Genomic DNA, 17,964 nt, shown 5'->3' with positions numbered 1-17,964 from the left:
CTCACGACTCGTCCGGCCGCTGTTTCATGCCGCCTGAATACGGCAAAAAACAACGCCCTCCATAAAACAAATGTGCCCGGAGAGCCTAAAAGGCTCGCCAGGCGTGATAACCGCTCTTGCACGTTCCCGCGTCCGGATGGGCGCGGTCCCTTGTGCAGCCGGGCCGCACACAAAACCCGTGTGCGGCTTTACGGTCGGAATGCGACCTGGCTTTAGTCTTTCTTGACTTCCTTGAAGTCGGCGTCGACCACGTCGTCCTGCGGCTGGCTCGCGCCACCCGCCGATGCACCCGCGCTCGCGCCCGCCGCGCCTGCTGCCGCAGCTTCGGCACCTTGCGCAGCTTGCATGTCGGCGTACATCTTCTCGCCCATCTTCTGCGAGGCCGTGGCCACTGCTTCGATCTTCGCTTCGATCGCCGCCTTGTCGCTCGAACCGCTCTTCAGCGTTTCTTCGAGGTCCTTCAGCGCGGATTCGATCTTTTCCTTCTCGGCAGCTTCCAGCTTGTCGCCGTATTCGGTGAGCGCCTTCTTCGTGCTGTGAACCAGCGCGTCGCCCTGGTTGCGGGCATCGGCCAGCTCACGCAGCTTGTGGTCTTCTTCCGCGTTCGCTTCGGCGTCCTTCACCATCTTCTCGATTTCGGCTTCGGACAGACCCGAGTTCGCCTTGATCGTGATGCGGTTTTCCTTGCCGGTCGCCTTGTCCTTCGCGCCGACGTGCAGAATGCCGTTTGCGTCGATGTCGAAGCTCACCTCGATCTGCGGCGTGCCGCGCGGTGCCGGCGGAATGCCTTCCAGGTTGAACTCGCCGAGCAGCTTGTTGCCCGCCGCCATTTCGCGTTCGCCCTGATACACCTTGATCGTCACGGCGCTCTGGTTGTCGTCGGCCGTCGAGTAGACCTGCGAATGCTTGGTCGGGATCGTGGTGTTCTTGTTGATCATCTTCGTCATCACGCCGCCGAGCGTTTCGATGCCGAGCGACAGCGGGGTCACGTCGAGCAGCAGAACGTCCTTGCGGTCACCCGACAGAACCTGACCTTGAATCGCGGCGCCAACGGCCACGGCTTCGTCCGGGTTCACGTCGCGGCGCGGGTCCTTGCCGAAGAATTCCTTAACCTTTTCCTGCACCTTCGGCATGCGGGTCATACCGCCGACCAGAATCACGTCGTCGATTTCGCCGACCTTCACGCCTGCGTCCTTGATCGCCACGCGGCACGGTTCGATCGTGCGTTCGATCAGCTCCTCAACCAGCGCTTCCAGCTTGGCGCGCGTGATCTTCAGATTCAAATGCTTCGGACCCGACGCGTCAGCCGTGATGTACGGCAGGTTGATTTCGGTCTGCTGGCTCGACGACAGCTCGATCTTGGCCTTTTCAGCCGATTCCTTCAGGCGCTGCAGCGCGAGCACGTCTTTCGACAGATCGACGCCTTGCTCTTTCTTGAACTCGCCGATGATGTAGTCGATGATGCGCTGGTCGAAGTCTTCACCGCCGAGGAACGTGTCGCCGTTCGTGGACAGCACTTCGAACTGCTTCTCACCGTCGACGTCCGCGATTTCGATGATCGACACGTCGAACGTACCGCCGCCCAGGTCATACACGGCGATCTTGCGGTCGCCCTTCTCGTTCTTGTCGAGACCGAACGCGAGCGCGGCTGCGGTCGGTTCGTTGATGATGCGCTTGACTTCCAGACCGGCGATGCGCCCCGCATCTTTGGTTGCCTGACGCTGGCTGTCGTTGAAGTACGCGGGAACCGTGATCACTGCTTCGGTGACCGGCTCGCCGAGGTAGTCTTCAGCGGTCTTCTTCATCTTGCGCAGCACTTCCGCGGAGATCTGCGGCGGAGCGAGCTTCTGATCGCGCACTTCGACCCATGCGTCGCCGTTCTCGGCCTTCATGATCTTGTACGGCATCAGGCCGATGTCTTTCTGAACTTCCTTCTCTTCGAAGCGGCGGCCGATCAGGCGCTTCACCGCGTACAGCGTGTTCTTCGGGTTCGTGACCGACTGACGCTTGGCAGGCGCGCCGACGAGAATCTCGCCGTCTTCCATATACGCGATGATCGACGGCGTGGTGCGCGCACCTTCCGAGTTCTCGATCACCTTGACCGAATTGCCTTCCATGATCGCCACGCACGAGTTGGTCGTGCCGAGGTCGATACCGATGATTTTGCCCATTTTTACTAATCTCCTGACTTTGATCGCTGCGGGAAGCGCCCTGTTTGCCGTTTGGCGGCAAGGCGATCCGCCCTGAATTCACACTGCACTGAACATAAGTGCGTCCGCATCGTTTTCAAGACCTCTTTTGCGATGCGGTCTTTAATTTTTTTCAATCGACCGGCGTTTCACCCGGCGTTTGGCCAGAAACCGCCTGAATCTTCTGCCGCGCCGCGGCGACAGCGGCCTGGAACTGCCCAAGACCGTGCCAGCCGGTTGCGCGGCCAAGCCGTTTGCCGCGATGAAAAAAGAACCACGTAGGCACGCCGTGAAGCATGAAGCGCCGCCCGAGCTCGCGGTGCTCGTAGACATTGCTGTGAAACCACCGCAGACCGAGCGCCCGGATCGCCTCAGGTTGCGCCAGCATCGCCTTCTTCGCGATCTCGCAATTGAAGCAGTCGAGGCCCCAGAAGAACACCACCGCGAGTTCGTCGCCTGCTTCGGCGAGGCCCGCGTCGAACGATTCGGCGCTCAGCTCCTTCATGTCGAAGACCGAAAACGCGGTTGCGTCGACGGGACTGTTGGCCATGATCGGGTTACCTAGTGTCTACGTGGACCTGGCGAACTGCCTGCGACGGGCGCTTACTTCGGCGCGGCCACCGTCACGAGCGCCGGACGCAGCACGCGGTCGGCGATCACGAAGCCCTTTTGCAGCACGGCGACCACCGTGTTCGGCTCCTGATCCGCCGGCACCATCGAAATGGCCTGATGGCGATGCGGGTCGAACTTCTCGCCGACCGGATTCAGCGCGACGACGCGGCCCTTCTCCAGCGCGCCCGTGAGCTGGCGCAGCGTGAGTTCGACGCCTTCGCGCACTTTCGCGAGGTCGTCGGAAGAATGGGCGACGGCAGCTTCCAGGCTGTCGATCACCGGCAGCAGATGCTCGGCGAAGCTCTCGATGGCAAATTTATGCGCCTTCGCGACGTCTTCCTGCGCGCGGCGACGCACGTTCTCGGTCTCGGCCTTGGCCCGCAGGAAGCTCTCCTGCAACTCGGCGATCTTGGCCTGCGCTTCAGCCAACGCAGCTTCGGCACCCGTGGCTGCCGGCCTGTCCGTGGCGACGCTCGCCGCGGCTTCCTGCTCGGGAGTGGCCGCCTCGGCGGCCGGGCGCTCGGTTTCGTCCGCGGGCGTGGGATTCTGGCTCGTCGGGTTCTCTTGCGTGTTTTCCATGTCGCTAAAAGTCGTTAAAGATTTAAAAGCCAACGGCGGCGGCAACGCATGAATGCGCCGCGACTTTTGTGCGTTGCAAAATCGCGACAAACATTCGAACGCGCCACCGCGTATCGGAACGGCAGGTGGGGCCGCAAGCGCCCATTTCAAGCGCCTCGGCCGAAATTTTCAGAGCGGGCGCCGCTGGCGGAAACGCGCGGTTACAACCATTAGCGCGGCGCAATCAGATTCAGATTGAGCGCGAACAGCAAGTGACCTATGCTCCAGTAACGCAGCGGAAAAACCTCGTTAACCCTAATCTGACGTAATCCTTTCCGCCCTCTTGCAATTTCCACCCGGCTAGCTCGTTTCTTTGCTGCAACATCCCATAAGGGGGTACCGTGAAACTGACCTTTGCAATCTCGGTGGTCGCACTGGTACTCGTTGCGGGCACCACGACCATCTGTATGTCCGGGGCGGTCAACGACCACACCACCGAATACGGCGGCGTGAACGCGACCATGGAACAGCTGTTCAATCCCCACCTGAAAATCTGTCGATAGTGCGGCGGTCGCGCTTGGTCGGGCGGCCATGCAATGCCTCGGCCGGCTCGCGATAAGTTTTGCGGCGCTCCTGCTCGGCCTTGCGTTTTTCGCGGCTTTCGTCGGTCTCGGCGTAGAGCGTCTGCGCGACGGTCGCCGGACCGCGCACCTCGCACACGCCCAGCACCTGCACCTGCCACACGAAGCGCTCGATCTCGATCTCGACCAGGTCGCCGACCCGCACGTCCTTGGCGGGCTTCACATTGGCCCCGCCGATGCGCACGCGGCCTTTCTCGACAGCATCCGCCGCGAGCGAACGCGTCTTGAAGAAGCGCGCCGCCCAAAGCCATTTGTCGATGCGCAGTTTCGCGCCCGGTTCGGTTGAAATCCTGTAGTTCATGAAGTCTCGTCAAGCCGCTGTGTTATGCGGCACGGGTACTGCCTGCACCGGCCAGCCTTGCAGATTCTGCGCGACGATTTCGCCGAGCGCGGCGATCCATGCCTGCGACGCGTTCACACACGGAATGCGGTGAAATTCCTTGCCGCCCGCATGCAGGAATTCGTCGCGCACTTCCATGCCGATTTCTTCGATCGTCTCCAGGCAGTCGGCCGTGAAGCCCGGACAAAACACATCAGCACGCCGCACGCCTGCCGCGCCGAGTTCCTTCAACGTGGGCGCCGTGTAGGGCTGCAGCCACTCGGCCTTGCCGAAGCGCGACTGGAAGGTGATGCGGCATTCCACCGACGTCAGGCCAAGCGCCTGCATCAGCAACGCGCCGGTTGTCTGACACTGCTCGTGATACGGATCGCCGAGATCCAGCGTGCGTTTGGGCACGCCATGAAAGCTCAACACGAGTTTGTCGCCCGCCGCGAAATCCGGCTGGCCATGAAGATGCCAGTAGTGACGCACCTGCGCCGCGAGCGCCGCGATATATGCCGGATGATCGGCGTATTGACGCACCGTGCGGATCTCCGGCTGATTGCGCATGCGCTTCATCGCGGAGAAGGCGTCGTCGAAAGCGGTCGCCGTGGTCGACGACGAATACTGCGGATACATCGGCACGAGCAGCACCCGCTCGGCGCCCGCGAGCTTGAGCTGATTCAGCATCGCCGGAATGCCCGGCGTGCCGTAACGCATCGCGTATTCGACGAGCACCGTGTAGTCGTTCAACTGCAGCAGATGGCGCAACGCTTCCACCTGCTTTTCCGTATAGACGCGCAGCGGCGAGCCTTCGGGCATCCAGACGGCCGCATATTTCTTCGCGGACGCGCGGCCTCTGAACGGCAGGATCAGCAACCGCAGAATGATCTGCCACAGCAGCGCCGGAATCTCGACCACGCGAGGGTCGGACAGGAACTGCGCGAGATAGCGGCGAACCGCCCGCGGAGTTGGCGCGTCGGGCGTGCCGAGGTTAATCAGCAGCACGGCAACACGGTGCGACGTGGCGTTCTGCGAAGGCCGCTCGAGGTCGAAGCGCATAGGCTATAGCCGGATAACCGCAGTGAGCGGAGGGTTGAACAGGTGAGATTCATTATAGCGGTGCGCCCTATGGCGGCGGCCTTCGTGGCCGCGCGCCCCAGGCGCCCCTGGCCGTTCGGCTAATTGGCAAGCGGCGCGCGCTCGCGCATGATGTGCCGCATCGACCGCCGCGGCGTTGACCGCTACTGCTGACTTACTGCTGACTTAGCGTGAGCGAAAGCAGTCTTGCCGTGATGTCCACAATCGGGATGACGCGGTTGTACGCCATCCGCGTCGGGCCGATCACGCCGAGCGTGCCGACGATCTTGCCGTTCACCTCGTAGGGCGCGGTGACGACGCTCATTTCCTCGATAGGCACGAGGTTGGACTCGCCACCTATGAAGATCTGCACGCCGGCCGCATGACTCGACACATCCAGCAACTGAAGGAGACTGGTCTTTTGGTCGAACACATCGAACAGCTTGCGCAGGCGCGCCATGTCCGAGGAAAGATCGGCTACTTCGAGCAGATTGCGCTCGCCCGAAATCAGCACGGTCTCGCCGGTGTCGGATTCGTCCGTGCTCGCCGTGACGGCCGCGTGCATGAGCGTGGTCATGTCGCCGCGCAACTGGTCGATTTCTTCGCGCAGGCGGCGGCGCACTTCGTCGAAAGACAGGCCGGCGAAGTGCGCGTTGATGTAGTTCGAAGCCTCCACGAGCTCGGACGGCGAAAAGTCGCGCTGGGTCGCCATCATGCGGTTTTGCACGTCGCCTTCGGGCGTCACGATGATGAGCAGAATGCGCTTGTCCGACAGCCGCATGAACTCGATCTGCTTGAACACGTGACTGCGCCGCGGCGTCAGCACGACACCGGCGAACTGCGACAGATTCGAGAGCACGCTCGCCGCGGCCGCGACGATTTTCTGCGGCTCGCCTGCCTGCAGCGTAGTCTTGACCGTGCGGGTGACGGCTTCTTCGTCCGCGGCGGATTCGACCGTGAGCATGGTGTCGACGAACAGCCGGTAGCCGCGCGGCGTAGGAATGCGTCCCGCCGAAGTATGCGGACTGATGACGAGCCCGAGATCCTCGAGATCCGACATGACGTTGCGGATGGTTGCCGGGCTCAACTCCAGGCCCGAATAGCGCGACAACGTGCGCGAGCCGACCGGCTGACCTTCGGCAATGTAGCGCTCGATCAGCGTTTTCAGGAGGGTTTGTGCGCGAGGATCTAGCATGACGAAAAATTTTAGCTCAATGAGGCGACTACCGCGAGCGCCGACGGCGCCCATCACCGGCGAATTTCCCGCCGCCCGCCGGGACCGCGCCTTGCGCTCGTTCCAGCACAACGTGCCGCATTGTGTCGGGCGTGCCGCCGGCCCCGTTGCCGACGGTCCGGCCAGCCGCGCGCCGGTGCGGTTTGCGCGGCGCGCATGTCATCAAGGCTTCACCATTCTAACGATAATCCCGCACTGCGCTCACGGCCCGCTGCGAACGGCCGGCCGCCGCGTCCCGGCCCCGTTCTTTTCAGGCCCTACCTATGGTGTAATGCCGGCATGCAAGTAACCAGCCAGTTCAAGACTGTCGCGCTCGTCGGGCGCAACAATACGCCGGGCATCCGCGACCCGCTGACCGCGCTCGCCACGTGCATCGCGAAGCGCGGCTTCGAAGTCGTTTTCGAAGCCGACACCGCGGCCGAAATCGGCGTAACCGACTATCCGGCGCTGCGCCCGGCCGAAATCGGCGCGCGCGCCGACGTGGCTGTCGTGCTCGGCGGCGACGGCACGATGCTCGGCATCGGCCGGCAACTGGCGCCGTACCGCACGCCGCTCATCGGCATCAATCACGGACGGCTGGGCTTCATTACCGACATCCCGATCTCCGACATGAGCGTGACCGTGCCGCAAATGCTGGCGGGCAACTTCGAGCGCGAGGAACGCGTGCTGCTCGAAGCGCGCATCATGCGCCAGGGCAATCCGATCTATCACGCGCTCGCATTCAATGACGTCGTGGTGAATCGCAGCGGCTTTTCGGGCATGGCGGAGCTGCATGTGTCGGTGGATGGGCGCTTCATGTACAACCAGCGTTCGGACGGACTGATCGTCGCCACGCCGACCGGCTCGACGGCGTACGCGCTGTCGTCGCAAGGGCCGATTCTGCATCCGCAACTGCAGGGCATCGTGCTCGTGCCGATCGCGCCGCATGCGCTGTCGAACCGGCCCATCGTGCTGCCGGACGATTCGAAGGTCAGCATCCAGATCGTTTCGGGGCGCGAGGTGAACGTCAATTTCGACATGCAGTCGTTCACGTCGCTGGAACTCGGCGACTCAATCGAAGTGCGCCGCTCGCGTCATACGGTGCCGATGCTGCATCCAGTCGGCTACAGCTATTTCGCGACGCTGCGCAAGAAGCTGCACTGGAACGAATACCCGTCGCACGAGGAAGATCCCAAGCCCTGACCGGCGCGGACGCCGGACCGCAAGCGCGCAGTTCGTAAAACCCGATACCAAGCTCACCGACAAGCACAAACGACTTCCATGCTTCGCCACCTCTCGATACGCGACTTCGTCATCGTCGCCGCGCTCGACCTCGAATTCGACAGCGGCTTTACCGTTTTCTCCGGCGAAACCGGCGCCGGCAAGTCGATCCTGATCGACGCGCTGGCGCTCGCGCTGGGTGCGCGCGCCGACGCGAACGTCGTGCGGACCGGCGAGACCCGCGCCGACATCACCGCCGAATTCGACACGCACGCGCAAGTGGACCAGTGGCTCGACGAGCAGGCGTTGAGCGCGGCCGCGGCGGACGGCCAGCACGGCGGCACTGTGATGCTGCGCCGCGTGGTGGATGCGAACGGCCGCTCGCGCGCGTTCATCAACGGCACAGCGGCGACGCTCGCGCAACTGCGCGAAGTCGGCGAAATGCTGGTGGATATTCACGGCCAGCACGCGCATCAATTGCTGATGCGGCCCGACGCGCAGCGCGAGCTGTTCGACACGCATGCAGGGCTGACCGAGCTGTCCGCGAGCGTCACGCGCGCGTGGCGCGCCTGGCGCGAGAAGGTGCAGGCGGTCGAGCACGCGCAAACCCGCGACCGCGAATTGCAACTGGAACGCGAGCGTCTGGCATGGCAGCTTGCCGAGCTGGACAAGCTCGCGCCGCAGCCGGGCGAATGGGAAGAAGTCAACGCGGAGCATCGGCGGCTGTCGCATTCGGCGAATCTGATCGACGGTGTGCAAGGCGCGCTGAATGCGCTCTCCGAATCGGACGAGGCAATGATCACGCACCTGGCGTCGATCGTCTCGAAGGTGCGCGACCTTGCCGATATCGACCCGGCCTTGAACGACGTGCTGGCCGCCCTCGAGCCCGCCGAGATCCAGCTTCAGGAAGCCGCGTATTCGCTGAGCCATTACGCGCAGAAGCTGGAACTCGACCCGGACCGGCTCGCACAAGTCGAAAAGCGCCTCGACGCATTGCATTCGGCGGCGCGCAAATTCCGTTTGCAGCCCGAAACGCTGCCCGAGGAACACGAGACGCGCCGCGCGCAGCTTGCCGCGCTCGACGCCGCCGCGGACCTCGACAGCCTGCACGCAGCCGAAGCCAAAGCGCGCGAGGACTTCCTCGCCGAAGCAAAGAAGCTCTCGAAGGCGCGCGCCAAGGCCGGCAAAGCGCTCGGCGCCGCGGTCACCACAGGCATGCAGGAACTGTCGATGAAAGGCGGCAGCTTCGAGGTCGCGCTCGTGCCGTTACCCGAAGGCGGCGCGCATGGCCTGGAGCAGGTCGAGTTCCGCGTCGCCGGCCACGCGGGCGTGCCGCTGCGGCCGCTCGCGAAGGTCGCGTCGGGCGGCGAACTCGCGCGTATCAGCCTTGCGCTCGCCGTGATCGCGAGTGCCGCGAGCCCGACGCCCACACTGATCTTCGACGAAGTGGATACTGGAATCGGCGGCGGCGTCGCCGAAGTGGTCGGACGGCTGTTGCATCAACTCGGCGAAGCGCGCCAGGTGCTTTGCGTGACGCATTTGCCGCAGGTCGCCGCGCGTGGCGATCATCATTTCCAGGTGGCGAAGGCCGGCAACGGCAAGGGCGGTACGGTGAGCAGCGTCGTTTCGCTCGACAAGACGAGCCGCGTCGAAGAAGTCGCGCGCATGCTCGGCGGCCTGGAGATCACGCCGACCACGCGCAAGCACGCGAAGGAAATGCTGGCGGCGTAGGTGGTGAGTTGCGGGCCGCGGTCGGGCTGCTAGTCGCCCGCTACCCGCCCCCATCCTCAAAAACCCCCACCTCACCCTCGCCCAAACACCCGCTCCCAAAGCCCAAGCACCGCATCTCTCTCGGCCGCGACCAACCCCGGTTCCACCCGCGCCTTCTCCATCCCATCGAGCCGCAGCTTGTGCTGCAGCTTCCGGTACGTGCGATAAGCGGCGCCGACTGTCTCGGCTTCCGCCTCGCTCATCAGCCCAAGACGCGACACCTCGCGCAACAGCGCAATGTTGCCGGTATTGCGGATCAGCTCGGGATCGCGCGCCGCATGCAACAGCACCCAATACTGCACGGTGAACTCGATATCGACCATCCCGCCGCGATCGTGCTTGAGATCGAACAGCGTCGTATGGTTCGGATGCCCGGCGGCGACGCGCTCGCGCATCTCGACGATTTCGCGCGCAAGCTGCGCGGCGTCGCGCGGCGTCGTCAGCACCTGTTCGCGGATCGCCTCGAACTGCGCGCCGATCTGCGCGTCGCCGGCGCAGTAGCGCGCGCGAGTCAGCGCCTGGTGCTCCCACACCCACGCGGTGTTGGCCGCGTCGCCCTCGCGCAACTGATAACGGCGGAACGCGTCGAGATCGGTAACGAGCAGGCCCGACTCGCCGTTCGGCCGCAAGCGCAGATCGACGTCGAACAGCGTGCCCGCGCCGGTCGCGGTCGTCAGCCATGTAATCAGGCGGCGGGTGTAGGTCGAATAGATGTCCGAAGCGGCATCGTCGGGATCGTCGTAGAGAAAGATCACGTCGAGGTCCGATGCATAACCCAACTCCTTGCCGCCCAGCTTGCCGTAAGCGATCACCGCGAATCGCGGCGCGTCGCGGTGGCGCTTCGGCAACTGCTTCCAGACGGCTTCGAGCGTGACGTCGAGCACGGCATCGGCGAGTTCGGACAGACGGTCGCTCACATGCTCGACGCTCAGCTTGCCCGCGAGGTCGATCAGCAGAATACGGAACACCTCGGCCTGGTGCGCGTGGCGCAGCAAGTCCATCTGCTGCTCGACGCCGTCCGCCGCGGCCAGCCGCAAGCGCAGCGTGCGCTTGAACTCGGGCCAGTCGAACGGCGTGTTCAGCGCTTCGTCGTCGAGCAGTTCGTCGAGCAGTTGCGGATGGCGGATCAGATAACCGGCTGCCCAGCGCGACGCGCCCAGCACCGACAACACGCGATGCAGCGCTTGCGGATACTCGGTGAGCAGCGCGAGGTACGCGCCGCGCCGGCCCACGGCTTCGAGCAGATCGAACAGACGCGCGAGCGTGTCGCCGCGCCGCTCGGGCGGCTCGAGCGTGCGCGCGGCTTCGAGCGCGCGCTGCGCGACGATGTCGAAGCGCTGCCGGCTGCGCTCCGCGAGTCCGGCATAGCGCGACGACTGCCAGACGCCGCGCAGCCGCGCGAGCAGATCGGCAGGCTCGGCCACGCCCAGCTCGACGAGACGCGCATGCAGCGCGTCCGCCGCGCTGTCGTCCGCGAGCGCGCTGCTCCAGACCCACACTGCCGCGCCGTCTTCGGGCGCGCCGCAGCCGTCGCGGCCGCTCACCTTGTCGGCGAAAATCTGGTCGAACTGCTGTTCGACGAATTCCCGATGCGCGTCGAGCCGCTCCATCAGCATCGGATAGTCGTCGCAGCCCATTGCGCGCGCGAGCGCCACGCGTTCCTCGGAATCGACCGGCATCGCGTGCGTCTGCGCGTCGTTGCGATATTGCAGCCGATGTTCGAGCTCGCGCAAAAAGCGATAAGCCTGCGAGAGCTTCACGCACACCGACGTGTCGATCAGCCCATGCGTCGCGGCGTGCCGCAACACGGCGAGCGTGGGGCGCACGCGGAAACCGGCGTCCTGGCCGCCGCGAATCAGTTGGAACACCTGCGCGCTAAATTCGATTTCGCGGATGCCGCCGCGTCCGAGCTTGATGTCGTCGGCCTTGTCGGGGCGCATCGACGCACGGCGCTGCGCCTCCTGGCGAATCTGCAAATGCAGCGCGCGGATTGCGCTGATCACGCCGAAGTCGAGATAACGGCGGTAGACGAACGGCGTGACGATCGCATCGAGTTGTTTCGACAGGCGCTGCGCCGCGTCGCTCGTGCCTTCGGAAACGAGCCGGCCTTTGATCCACGCATAACGCTCCCACTCGCGGCCCTGCACGTAGAAATATTCCTCGAGCATGCCGAGGCTGCACACGAGCGGTCCCGAATCGCCGTTCGGGCGCAAACGCATGTCGACGCGAAACACGTAGCCGTCGGCGGTCACTTCGGCGAGCGCGCCGATCAGGCGCTTGCCGAGGCGCGTAAAAAAGTCTTGCGTGGCAATCGGCGCGCGCTGGCCGCCCGCCGTCTCGCCGTCCTCTTCGTAGATGAAGATCAGGTCGATGTCCGACGAGACGTTCAGCTCGCGGCCGCCGAGCTTGCCCATGCCGACGACGCCGAGCGTGAGCCGTTCGCCCTGCGGGCCGCGCGGCTCGCCGAAGAGCGTTTCGAGTTCGGCGGACAGCACCGTGAGCGAGCGCTGGATCGTGGTCTCGGCGAGATCCGTCATCGCTCCGGTGACTTCGGCGACGTCCGCCTCGCCGGCCAGGTCGCGCTCCATCACCGCGCAGAAGACCTCCGTGCGCAACTGGCGCAACGCGCGCTTCAATGCGGCCTCCGTCAACGGCGCGTCGGCGCCGCCGGCCGCTTCGGCGCACAGCGCGTCGAAGCGGGCGTCGATGCGCTCGCGCGTCAACGGCCCGGACGCAAGCTCCGCCACGTGCGCGACGAGCTGCGGACGGGCCGCCACGGCGCGCGCCGCGTAATGTGAATAGCTGGAACTCAGGAGAGTGGCGTGAGTCATCAAAGGTCTGGCTCGCTCGTTGCTTGATTGACATGAACCGCGGATCAGCGGCTCGTCGCACGACGGTTTGCTGCGCGCCGATGCAGGTCGTGCAGTGGGCCCCTGACAGGGTTTTCCGGAAGTCCTGTCGACGCTTTCCCGTGTGTTACATTTCGTCGTTAATCCGCAAAACTACCATACGCCCACCCGCCGCAGCATGTCCGAGCGAAACGAATCCGCCGACCCGCAGGAAACCGGGCCGGCCCGGCCTGTGAGCGGAAGCGACCACGTCGTCTTGCGCCGGACGCTCCACGTTGTTCTCGCGCTCGCGCTCGTCCTCTATTTCATCGCGGCGGGGCTCTTTCTCGGCTTGCGCTACGTAGTGCTGCCGCGCGTCGACGCGTTCCGGCCGCGAATCGAAGCGACCGTCTCCGACAAGCTGCATGCGCAGTTCACCATCGGCAAACTGGCGCCGCATTGGAGCGGGTTTCAGCCGGGGCTCGACATCACGAATCTGGTGATCCGCGACCATGACGGCAAGCCGGCGCTCACCATTCCGCACGCCACCGCGACGCTGTCGTGGCGCTCGCTGTGGCAATTCCATCCGGCGCTCTCGAGTCTGATCGTCGACCAGCCCGACGTGCTGATTTCGCGCGGCGGCGACGGCGTGCTGTCGGTCGCCGGCGTGCCGGTGCCGACGCGTCATAGCGGCAACGACACGTTGTCGACGTGGCTCGTGCGCCAGCAGGCGATCGTCGTGCGCGGCGGCGTGCTGCGCTGGCGCGACGCCCAGCGCGACGCGCCGGAGCTCGCGCTGCGCGACATCCGCATCGCCATTCTCAACGACGGCTACGATCACCGCCTCGCGCTTCAGGCGCCGCCCGACGGCCAGTTGCTGCGCGGCCCGCTCGATTTCCGCACGCATTTCCGGCACGCGCCGCTCGCCGCGATCGGCAAGCCGATCAACTGGAAAGGACAGGCGTATGTGTCGACCGGGCCAGTCGATCTGCCGACGCTCGCTCGCTACATCAAATTCCCGATCGAGACGTTTGCGGGCCGCATCGACAACGCGATCTGGGTCGATTTCGCCGACGGCCGCATGACTTCGGCAAGCGGGCAAATGGCCGGCGCCGACGTGGCGCTGCGAGTGCGGCCCACGCAGCCCAAGCTGCTGTTGCCGATCGCGAATTTCGGCTGGCGCCTGCAAGCGCAGCAAGGCGATTACGAGCTGCAACTGAACGACATGCGCGCCGAACTCGGTCAGCCGCCGCTCGAAGACGGCACGCCGCTCACGCGCACGCTCGCGTTCCAGACGCTGAACGGGCACTACCGGACGGCTTCGCAGCAACACGGGCAGTTCATCAGCGTGTCGGGCGATCGCGTCGACCTGGGCATACTCGCGGAGTTCAGCCGCGCGCTGCCGCTGCCGCGTGCGCTCCTGAACAGCCTCGTGCGCTATAACCCGCGCGGGCTCGTCGCCAACTACCTGATCGAAGTCGAGCGCGGCAAGCCGGAATCCGGCGAGCCGGGCGGCGACCGTCATGGGACCGGCGCGGAGCCGATCGAGCGCTACCGCTTCACGGGCGACCTGCAAGGCATCAGCGTCGCCGCGCAGGAGCCGCCGCCGGGGCTCACGGCGCGCAATCACCCGCGCGCCGGCATTCCGGGCATCGAAAATCTGTGGGGCCGCGTGGACGCCGACCAACGCCGCGGCACCGCCACGCTCGACACGTCCAACGTCGCCATCACGCTGCCGGGCGTGTTCGACGATCCGCGCCTCACGCTCGACCGGCTGCATGGCCGCGCCGACTGGACCATTTCGCCGAAGGCGCCCGGCGAGAACCATCCGGCGTTCACGGTGAAGCTGGCCGAGCTAGGCGTCTCCAATGCGGACGTCGCGGCGACAGCAAGCGCGGACTACAGCAACCCCGGCCACGGCCGCGGCTCGCTGGAACTGACCGCCGACTTCGAGCGCGCGCAGGTGTCGCGCATCGTCCGCTATCTGCCGACCAGCATCAGCGAGAAGCTGCGCATGTATCTCGGCCACGGCTTGCAGGCCGGCATGTCGCGCGGCGCGAAGATCGAAGTGCATGGCGACCTCACCAAGTTCCCGTATTCGCGCGATCCCGAGGCGGGCATCTTCCATATCGTCGCGCCGTTCAAGGGCGGCAAGTTCGACCCGTCGCCGTACCCGCCGCGCAACATGCGCAACGGCACGCCGAACGTGTGGCCGGCGTTCGACGGCATCGACGGCGTGTTCGAGATCAGGCAGAACGTGCTGCGCTTCGACATCGACCGCGCACGCTACAAGCGCGTCGCGCTGCACGGCGTGAACGGCAGGATCGACGACCTCGGCACGCGCGAGTCGAATCTCGTCATCAAGGGCGACGGGCTCGGGCCGCTCGCCGACATGCTCGACTACGTGAACGAAAGCTCGCTCGGCATCATGGCGCGGCATCAGACCGAGAAAATCCGCGCCGAAGGGCCGGCGTCGCTCGCGCTGAAGCTGACGGTGCCGCGCACGCCGAAGCCGCATATCGGCGTGGAAGGCGCGCTCGGTTTCCAGAACAATCGTTTGAGCGTGGCGAACGTGCCGCCGCTGTCGCAAGTGAAGGGCAAGGTGCGTTTCACCGAGCGCAGCGCACAAACCGAGCGGCTCACCGCGCAGTTTCTCGGCGGCGATGTGCGGGCGAGCGGCGGGCTGAAACAGGACGGCACCTACGCGCTCGACATGAACGGCCATATCGCCGTCGAGGCCGCGCGCGGCCTCGATCTGCATGGCCCGGCCGCACAGGTCCTCACGCGCATGAGCGGCAGCGCGCCGTATGCGCTCACGGTGCGCGGCGCCAAAGGCAAGCTGCCGCAACTGACCGCGAACTCCGACCTGACCGGCCTCGCGCTCGACTTCCCCGCGCCGTTCAACAAGCCGGTCGGCACGCCGATGCCGCTGCGCGCCAGTGCCGGTCCGTCGACGCTCGCCGGCGAAAGCGGACTCGAGCGCGCCGAGCTCGACTTCGGCCCCATCGCCGCGCGCTATCTGCTGCATTACGACCCGAAAAGCCCGCCGACGGTGGTGCGCGGCGCCATCGGCGTGAACCGGCCGGCCGACTTGCCGAGCGAGGGCGTGATCGCCGCAGTGGACGTGGACGCATTCGACGCCGATGCGTGGCGCGCGCTGATTACACAACTGCGCAGCAACGAGGCGCCCGCCGCGCCCGTCCCGCCCGCAGCCCCGAATCCGACCGTCGCGCAGTTTCTGCCGAGCCGCTTCGCGCTGCACATCGGCACGCTGACGCTGCTCAAGCGCCACTGGGAGAGCGTGATCGTCGGCGCTTCGCACGCGGACGGCAAATGGCAGGCGAACATCGCGTCGAATCAGGTGTCCGGTCACGTTTCGTGGCTGCCGGGCGCCGACAAGGCATCGCCGGGCACGCTGCAGGCGCGCTTTGCACGCGTCGTGATTCCGTCGGTCGCCGACAAGGATCTGCTCGGCCAGGCGATGTCGGCGCCGGCGCAAAACATGCCGTCGATCGATCTGGTCGTCAACGAGCTGATCGTGCGCGACCGCGACATCGGCCGGCTTGAAGTGCTCGCGCACAACTTCAACGAAGACGGCGTGCCGGTCTGGCAACTGGACAAGCTCGACATCGCGAATCCTGCGGCCACGTTAACCGCGACGGCGAACTGGCGCACCTCGACGGAACTCGGCAACGCCGCGGACGAAAGCACGCCGCGGCGCACGGTGTTCGATTTCAAGCTCGACATCAAGGACGCGGGCGGCCTGCTCGAGCGCTTCGGCCAGCCACGCACGCTGAAGGCGGGCAGCGGCACGCTCAACGGCAAGATGGTGTGGCGCGGCGGCCCGACGGCGATCGACTATCCGACGCTCAACGGCAATATCGCCGTGGATCTGCGGCATGGGCAGATTCTCAAGGTCGATCCGGGCGTCGCCAAGCTGCTCGGCGTGCTCAGCCTGCAAAGCCTCGCGCGCTTCGCGACGCTCAATTTCCGCGACGTGATCGGCGAAGGTCTGCCGTTCGAGCACGTCACGGGGACGGCGCAGATTCGCAACGGCATCGGCCGCACGGAAAACTTCGAGATGGTGACCGCGCCGGCCCGCGCCGAGATGAAAGGCTCGGTCGACCTGGCGCAGGAAACGCAGGACATGCACGTCAAGATCGTGCCGACGGTGAGCGCGGGCGCGGCGGTCGTCGCGGCCGCGGTGATCAACCCGCTGCTCGGCCTGGGCGCGCTGGTGGCGGACCTCGCGTTCAGCAAATCGGTGTCGCACGCGTTCGCGCGGGACTATGCGATAACGGGCTCCTGGTCGAAACCGCACATCGAGCGGGTCAAGAGCGATCGGGGTAAGATGGACGCTCCAGCTTCGACCGCCGGCGCGAACTGAGCCTGCAAGTTAGCGCGTAACCGTGGCTTCGTTCATCGCGATCGGACGGCTTCGGTCAGCGCATCCAGTAGGCGCTTTCGAGTGACGCACACCGGCGGCACGAGCCTGCCCTGAACGACGTATGCGGCGCCGGCTGTCGCGCCGCCTTGCCGGGAGTTTTCCGAAACGCTCATGAGCGAAACACACGTCTCTTCGTCTTCATCCCACGCTTCGTCCGACACTGCGCTTGATAGTGCGCAGCGCGAACCGGCGAGCGGTCAGCCAAACAGCTTCCGCGTCGCCGCGCTGCAAATGGTCAGCACGCCGGATCGCGAGCGCAATCTCGCCGACGCCGAACGTCTGATCGCCGAAGCCGCCGCCGACGGCGCGCAGCTCGTCCTTCTGCCCGAGTACTTCTGCTTCATGGGCTTCAAGGACACCGACAAGCTCGCGGTTCGCGAAGCGTATCGCGACGGCCCGATCCAGCGTTTTCTCGCCGATGCCGCGCGCCGCCACAAGGTATGGGTAATCGGCGGCACGTTGCCGATCACGGCGCCGGAGCCGTCGCGCGTGTTGAACACGACGCTCGTGTTCGACCCCGAGGGTAACGAGGCCGCGCGCTACGACAAGATCCATCTGTTCAACTTCGAAAAGGGCGAGGAATCGTTCGACGAGGCGCGCACCATTTGCCCCGGCGGCGAAGTCCGCACCTTCGAGTCGCCGTTCGGCCGCGTTGGTTTGTCGGTCTGCTACGATCTGCGCTTCCCCGAGCTGTACCGGCGCATGGGCGATTGCGCGCTGATGGTGGTGCCGTCGGCGTTTACTTACACGACGGGCCGCGCGCATTGGGAAATGCTGCTGCGCGCGCGCGCCGTCGAAAACCAGTGCTACGTGCTGGCCGCGGCGCAAGGCGGCAAGCATGAGAATGGCCGCCGCACGTGGGGCCACAGCATGCTGATCGATCCGTGGGGCGAAGTCGTCGCGGTGCGCGACGAAGGCGCCGGCGTGGTCGCGGGGACGCTCGAACGCACGCGCATCGACGAGGTGCGGCAGAGTCTGCCCGCATGGCGTCATCGGGTGCTGAGCTAGAACACGTGACATTGAAACTGCGGCGTCCGTCACTCATATAGTGAGCGTGGCGCTAACCGAATCCTTCGTATCGAGCAG

12 protein-coding genes are annotated in these 17,964 nt (G+C 65.3%); 5 read left to right on the top strand and 7 right to left on the bottom strand.

The window, feature by feature from the left end:
- Positions 1-212: 212 nt before the first annotated feature.
- The 3 genes from dnaK to grpE all read right to left on the bottom strand — a co-directional run bounded on the left by dnaK (position 213) and on the right by grpE (position 3,380).
- Positions 213-2,171 (bottom strand): molecular chaperone DnaK, encoded by a 1,959-nt coding sequence (dnaK, locus tag AB6809_RS24325; protein ID WP_006047881.1) that lies wholly within the window; start codon positions 2,169-2,171, stop codon positions 213-215.
- 151 nt (positions 2,172-2,322) lie between these two features.
- A complete protein-coding gene (locus AB6809_RS24320) occupies positions 2,323-2,739 on the bottom strand; it encodes a thioredoxin family protein (protein WP_371027353.1) in 417 nt (138 codons plus the stop codon).
- Between the two features lie 53 nt (positions 2,740-2,792).
- Positions 2,793-3,380 (bottom strand): nucleotide exchange factor GrpE, encoded by a 588-nt coding sequence (gene grpE, locus AB6809_RS24315; RefSeq protein WP_371027352.1) that lies wholly within the window; start codon positions 3,378-3,380, stop codon positions 2,793-2,795.
- A gap of 380 nt (positions 3,381-3,760) precedes the next feature.
- Between grpE and AB6809_RS24310 the strand changes: the two genes are divergently transcribed.
- Complete coding sequence (locus AB6809_RS24310; RefSeq protein WP_006047884.1) at positions 3,761-3,922, top strand: hypothetical protein; 162 nt, start codon at positions 3,761-3,763, stop codon at positions 3,920-3,922.
- Here the strand turns inward: AB6809_RS24310 and AB6809_RS24305 are convergent.
- The 3 genes from AB6809_RS24305 to hrcA all read right to left on the bottom strand — a co-directional run bounded on the left by AB6809_RS24305 (position 3,894) and on the right by hrcA (position 6,594).
- Entirely contained in the window at positions 3,894-4,301 is a 408-nt protein-coding gene (locus AB6809_RS24305) for an RNA-binding S4 domain-containing protein (protein ID WP_006047885.1), read from the bottom strand. The two genes, AB6809_RS24310 and AB6809_RS24305, sit on opposite strands and share 29 nt — an antisense overlap.
- A 9-nt stretch (positions 4,302-4,310) precedes the next feature.
- Positions 4,311-5,381: a ferrochelatase gene (hemH, locus tag AB6809_RS24300; RefSeq protein ID WP_006047886.1), complete on the bottom strand. Its 1,071-nt coding sequence runs from the start codon at positions 5,379-5,381 to the stop codon at positions 4,311-4,313.
- A 193-nt stretch (positions 5,382-5,574) separates the two neighbouring features.
- Positions 5,575-6,594, bottom strand: coding sequence for a heat-inducible transcriptional repressor HrcA (gene hrcA, locus AB6809_RS24295; RefSeq protein WP_025601566.1), 1,020 nt, complete (start codon positions 6,592-6,594; stop codon positions 5,575-5,577).
- Between the two features lie 318 nt (positions 6,595-6,912).
- Here hrcA and AB6809_RS24290 point away from each other — a divergent pair, with 318 nt between their 5' ends.
- Positions 6,913-7,815 (top strand): NAD kinase, encoded by a 903-nt coding sequence (locus AB6809_RS24290; RefSeq protein WP_006047888.1) that lies wholly within the window; start codon positions 6,913-6,915, stop codon positions 7,813-7,815.
- 78 nt (positions 7,816-7,893) lie between these two features.
- A complete protein-coding gene (recN, locus tag AB6809_RS24285) occupies positions 7,894-9,564 on the top strand; it encodes a DNA repair protein RecN (protein ID WP_307251748.1) in 1,671 nt (556 codons plus the stop codon).
- Between the two features lie 71 nt (positions 9,565-9,635).
- Here the strand turns inward: recN and glnE are convergent, their stop codons facing one another.
- Positions 9,636-12,434, bottom strand: a complete 2,799-nt coding sequence (gene glnE / locus AB6809_RS24280) for a bifunctional [glutamate--ammonia ligase]-adenylyl-L-tyrosine phosphorylase/[glutamate--ammonia-ligase] adenylyltransferase (protein ID WP_307251745.1) — start codon at positions 12,432-12,434, stop codon at positions 9,636-9,638.
- Between the two features lie 196 nt (positions 12,435-12,630).
- On the opposite strand from glnE, the gene AB6809_RS24275 reads away from it, so the two are divergent.
- Both AB6809_RS24275 and AB6809_RS24270 read left to right on the top strand, forming a co-directional pair.
- A complete protein-coding gene (locus tag AB6809_RS24275; RefSeq protein WP_371027351.1) occupies positions 12,631-16,818 on the top strand; it encodes a YhdP family protein in 4,188 nt (1,395 codons plus the stop codon).
- 171 nt (positions 16,819-16,989) lie between these two features.
- Complete coding sequence (locus tag AB6809_RS24270; RefSeq protein WP_053857532.1) at positions 16,990-17,886, top strand: carbon-nitrogen hydrolase family protein; 897 nt, start codon at positions 16,990-16,992, stop codon at positions 17,884-17,886.
- The last annotated feature ends 78 nt before the right edge of the window (positions 17,887-17,964 follow it).

Source organism: Paraburkholderia sp. RCC_158 (assembly GCF_041355255.1).
Lineage (GTDB): Bacteria > Pseudomonadota > Gammaproteobacteria > Burkholderiales > Burkholderiaceae > Paraburkholderia > Paraburkholderia graminis.
The sequence above is the reverse complement of the archived record's forward strand: the minus strand, read 5'-3'. Positions and strand labels throughout refer to the sequence as shown.

What these genes read in the sequence shown, in the direction of transcription:
- dnaK (WP_006047881.1), bottom strand. Translation starts at nt 2,171, where the DNA reads ATGGGCAAAATCATCGGTATCGACCTCGGCACGACCAACTCGTGCGTG.
- AB6809_RS24320 (WP_371027353.1), bottom strand. Translation starts at nt 2,739, where the DNA reads ATGGCCAACAGTCCCGTCGACGCAACCGCGTTTTCGGTCTTCGACATG.
- grpE (WP_371027352.1), bottom strand. Translation starts at nt 3,380, where the DNA reads ATGGAAAACACGCAAGAGAACCCGACGAGCCAGAATCCCACGCCCGCG.
- AB6809_RS24305 (WP_006047885.1), bottom strand. Translation starts at nt 4,301, where the DNA reads ATGAACTACAGGATTTCAACCGAACCGGGCGCGAAACTGCGCATCGAC.
- hemH (WP_006047886.1), bottom strand. Translation starts at nt 5,381, where the DNA reads ATGCGCTTCGACCTCGAGCGGCCTTCGCAGAACGCCACGTCGCACCGT.
- hrcA (WP_025601566.1), bottom strand. Translation starts at nt 6,594, where the DNA reads ATGCTAGATCCTCGCGCACAAACCCTCCTGAAAACGCTGATCGAGCGC.
- AB6809_RS24290 (WP_006047888.1), top strand. Translation starts at nt 6,913, where the DNA reads ATGCAAGTAACCAGCCAGTTCAAGACTGTCGCGCTCGTCGGGCGCAAC.
- recN (WP_307251748.1), top strand. Translation starts at nt 7,894, where the DNA reads ATGCTTCGCCACCTCTCGATACGCGACTTCGTCATCGTCGCCGCGCTC.
- glnE (WP_307251745.1), bottom strand. Translation starts at nt 12,434, where the DNA reads ATGACTCACGCCACTCTCCTGAGTTCCAGCTATTCACATTACGCGGCG.
- AB6809_RS24275 (WP_371027351.1), top strand. Translation starts at nt 12,631, where the DNA reads ATGTCCGAGCGAAACGAATCCGCCGACCCGCAGGAAACCGGGCCGGCC.
- AB6809_RS24270 (WP_053857532.1), top strand. Translation starts at nt 16,990, where the DNA reads ATGAGCGAAACACACGTCTCTTCGTCTTCATCCCACGCTTCGTCCGAC.